This is a genomic window from Actinoalloteichus spitiensis RMV-1378, assembly GCF_000239155.1.
GTDB lineage: Bacteria > Actinomycetota > Actinomycetes > Mycobacteriales > Pseudonocardiaceae > Actinoalloteichus_B > Actinoalloteichus_B spitiensis.
The window spans coordinates 1-4399 of the sequence record NZ_AGVX02000472.1 but is presented as its reverse complement, the minus strand read 5'-3'; the positions used below and the strand labels follow the sequence as shown (position 1 = coordinate 4399).

1 protein-coding gene is annotated in these 4399 nt (G+C 75.2%); it reads right to left on the bottom strand.

Annotation, left to right across the window (positions count from 1 at the left end):
- Positions 1-4399 (bottom strand): type I polyketide synthase (locus ACTIDRAF_RS32125; protein ID WP_016700390.1); only part of this gene is annotated, 4399 nt, incomplete at both ends.

The window sequence follows — 4399 nt, the reverse complement described above, 5'->3', positions numbered from 1 at the left end:
GAGCGGCGTGTCGGGGTCGTCGACGAGCAGCAGCCACCGGGCGGCGGGGAGCGGGCTCCGCGGGGGTGGGGTCTGCCGCCACACCTCGGTGTGCAGCCAGTCCGCCTCGTCCAGCAGGGGCAGGGTGCTGATGTCCAGCGGGGTGTCCCGCGGCGCCGGGGGTGCGGGGTGGTGCGGCCGGGGGGACTCCTCCAGCCAGTACTCCCGCCGCTGGAACGGGTAGGAGGGCAGCGGGACCCGGCGGGCCTCGCCCTCGTGGTGGGCGTGCCAGTCGATGTCCACTCCGGACAGCCAGAGCCGGGCGAGGCCCCCCATCAGGGCGTGGTCGTCGCCGTCGGTGTCGGCGGCGGCCGGCAGGACGGGCACGATCAGCGGGCCCCGGTCGCGGTCGCAGGCCTGGTGCGCGCGGGCCATCGCGCCCAGGGAGCGGCCCGGGCCGAGTTCCAGCAGCACCAGGTCCGGGTCGGCCAGCAGGTGTCCGAGCCCGTCGGCGAACCGCACGGTGGACACCAGGTGCCGGGCCCAGTACTCGGGGTCGGTGACCTGGTCGGCGGTCACGGGGGCGCCGGTGACGTTGGACAGGTAGGGGATGCGGGGTGGGCGTGGGTTCAGGTTCTCGGCCACCCAGCGGGTCAGCTCGTCGTGGGCGGGGCGCAGCAGGTGGGAGTGGTAGGCGTGGGCGCTGGGGAACCGGCGGTGCGGTTCACCGGCCTCGTCGAGGACCCGGGTGAGGGCGTCCACCGCCTCCACCGTCCCTCCGACGACGGTCATCTCGTCGCCGTTGACGGCGCACACGTCCAGTCCCCGCTCGGTCAGCGGGCCGAACCGCCGGTCGAGGGCGGCCGGTGCCAGCGCCACGGTGAGCATCGCCCCGCCGGGCAGGGCGTCGATCAGGGTGGCGCGGTGCGCGAGGAGCCGCAGGGTGTCGCGCGGGGAGAGGACCCCGGCCAGGCAGGCGGCGACGTACTCCCCCAGGCTGTAGCCGAGCATCGCCGCCGGGGTGACGCCCCAGTCGAGGAACAGCCGGGCGAGGGCGTACTCGGCGACGAACACCGCGAGGTGTGCGGTCCCGGTGCGGGTGAGTTCCCGGGCCTGCGGGCTGTCCGGCCCGGTGCGGGGGCCGGTGAGCAGGGCGACGACGTCGACGTCGACGAGGTCGGCCAGCACGGCGGCGCAGTCGTCGACGGTGGCGCGGAACCGGGGTTCGCGCTGGTACAGCTCCCGGACCATGCCGGGGTACTGCTCGCCGACGCCGGCGAACAGGAACGCCACCGGGCGGCCCCGGGCCGGGTCGCGGCGGACGAGGGGGGCGGGCGGCTCGGCGCCGCCGGCGAGGTCGTCGGTGGCGGCGAGGACGAGGGCGCGGCGGTGTTCGAAGGTTTCCCGGCCGGTCTGCAGGGTGTGGGCGACGTCCCGCAGGTCCAGTCCGGGGTGGGTGGCGAGGTGGTTCCGGAGCCGGTCGACGGCGGCGTCGGCGCTCTCGGCGGTGCGCCCGGAGAGCGGCACCAGCTGGTAGCGGCGGTGCCCGGCCGCGGGCCGGGGTTCCGGGTCGGGGGCTTCCTCGACGACGACGTGCACGTTGGTGCCGCCCATGCCCAGGGAGTTGACGCCGGCGATGCGCCGGCCACCGGGTGGCCGGGTCCAGTCGGTGAGGGAGGTGTTGACGTAGAAGGGGCTGGCCGGGAAGTCGATCTCCGGGTTGGGCGTGGTGAAGTGCAGGCTCGGGGGGAGCCGCCGGTTCCGCAGGGCCAGCACGGTCTTGATCAGGCCGCTGGCCCCCGCCGCGGCGGCCAGGTGCCCGATGTTGGTCTTGACCGATCCGATGGGGCAGGACTGTCGACGGGGCGCTGCGCCGAACGCCCTGGTCAGCGCGGCCACCTCGATCGGGTCGCCGAGTTCGGTGGCGGTGCCGTGGGCTTCGACGTAGCCGACCTGTTCGGGGCGGACCCGGGCGGCCCGCAGGGCGTCGGAGACGACGCGGGCCTGGCCGACGACGCTGGGCGCGGTGTAGCCGACCTTGAGGGAGCCGTCGTTGTTCACGGCGGAGCCCCGGATGACGGCGTGGACGGTGTCGCCGTCGGCGAGGGCGTCGGCGAGCCGTTTGAGCAGCACCACTCCGGCGCCGTCCCCGAAGAGGGTTCCCCCGGCGGCGGCGTCGAAGGTGCGGACGTGGCCGTCCGGGGACTCCATGCCGCCCGGCTGGTAGCGGTGCCCGACCCGGTCGGGCACGTGGATGGCGACACCCCCGGCGAGGGCGAGTTCGCACTCGCGGGTCCGCAGGCTCTGGCAGGCCAGGTGCACGGCGACCAGGGCGGTGGAGCAGAAGGTCTGGACGCTGATGCTGGGTCCGGTGAGGCCGAGCTTGTAGGAGACCCCGCTGGCCAGCGAGTCCTTGTCGTTGCCGATCAGGGAGGCGTACAGGTCGGCTTCGCCGCCGTCGCGGACGGCGTCCTGCCGGCGGGCCATGTAGGCGCTCAGGTTGGACCCGGCGAACACCCCGACGCGGTCGCGGCCCTGGGCGGAGCCGTAGCCGCCGTCGTCGAGGGCTTCCCAGCAGCACTCGAGGAACAGCCGGTGCTGCGGGTCGGTGATGCTGGCGTCGCGGGGGCTGTAGCCGAAGAACTCGGCGTCGAAGCCGCGGATGTCGTCGAGGACGGGCCGGCGGGGCACGTAGTCCGGTGAGTGGATGTCGGCCTCGGGGACGCCGGAGGCGCGTAGTTCGTCCTCGGTGAACTCGGTGACGGACTCCACGCCGGCGGCGAGGTTGGCCCAGAAGGTGTCCAGGTCGGGTGCGCCGGGGAAGCGGCCGGCCATGCCGATGACGGCGATCGGGTCGGGTGCACCGGTGGGGTCGGGGGTGGGGGGTGCCGGTGGCTGGTCGGCTGGTTCCTCCTCGGCGGGGCCGCCGGCCCGGTCCAGCAGGGCGGCCATGGTGCGCACGCTGGGTGCCTCGAACAGTGACACGGCCGAGAGCGCGATCCCGAACACGCGTTGCACCCGTTTGACCAGTTGGAGGGCCATCAGGGAGGTGCCGCCGAGGTCGGCGAAGTTGTCGTGGGAGCCGATGCCGTCGATGGCGAGCACGTCCTCCCACACCTCGGTGAGGCGGCGTTCCACCTCTCCCCGGGGTGGGACGAACTGCTGGGCGAGGTCGGGGCGGGGGAACCGGTCGCCGGCGGTGGCCGGGTCGTCACCCTGGTCGACCCACTGCCGGATCCGGCCGGCGAGGTCGCCGGCGCTGACCAGGGTGCGGGTGGCGGGGGCGGTGAGGACCCGGTCGAGGGCGGCCAGCGCCTGGTCCTCGGTGAGGGAGTGGGCGATCTGGGTGCTGCCGAAGTCCTGGTCGCGCAGGGCGTCGGCGGTGCTGGCCCAGGTGTCCCAGTTGACGGTGCTCCAGCCGGTGTTGCGGGCGGCGACGGCGTCGAGGAAGGAGTTCGCGGCGGCGTAGCCGGCGAAGCCGATGCCGCCGAGGATGGTGGAGATCGAGGAGAACAGGACGCAGCGGTCGACGTCGACCCCGGTGAGCACCCGTTCGAGGACGCGGGTGCCGTGCACCTTCGGGTCGAAGTGGCGGGCTCGGACCGCCGGGTCGAGTTCGGCGAGGACCCCGAACGCGGCGGGGTCGGTGAGGCCGGCGAGGTGGATGACCGCGTCGAGGCGGCCGTGGCGGTCGACCAGGGTGGTGACCAGGGCGCGGAGGGCGTCCTCGTCGGTGGTGTCGACGGTGGCGACCTCGACGCTGGCGCCCTGCTCGGTGAGGTCGGTGAGGCCGCGCAGCCGGGCGCACAGCGCCGGGTCCTCGGCGGCGTCGAGGACGGCCGGCCAGTCCGCGCGGGCGGGCAGCGGGCGGCGGGTGGTGAGGACGACGTGGCCGCCGAGGCGGGCGGCGAGGCGGAGACCGACCGGGCCGAGGCCGCCGGTGACCAGGGTGACCCCGTTGGCGCGGGGACGCCACGGCGTGGCGGTGTCGACGGGCTCGGCCGGTTGGTGGTCCAGGGTGGACCGGACGCCGTCGCGGTGGGCGACGAACCGGCCCGTGCCGGTCCCCCACATCTCGGCGGCGACGAGGGCGGGCAGGTCCTCGGTGGGCAGCCGGACGTCGACCGCGCGCACCAGCAGCGACGGGTACTCCTGGGGGATGACCAGGCAGGCGCCGAAGGCGGTGGCGCGCTCGGCGACGGGCACGTCGCCGGGTGCGACGGCGCGGGCCGAGTCGGTGACCACGGTGACCGGTACCGGGGTGTCGGCGGCGGAGCCGAGGACGGTGGCCAGCGCGCACAGGCTGTCGAAGCCGAGGCGGAGTGCCCGGGTGACGTCGCCGGCGGTGCGGGTGTCGGCTCCCCACAGGTGGACGACGGCCGCCGGGACGCCGGTGCGGTCCAGCAGCCGCCGGTAGTCG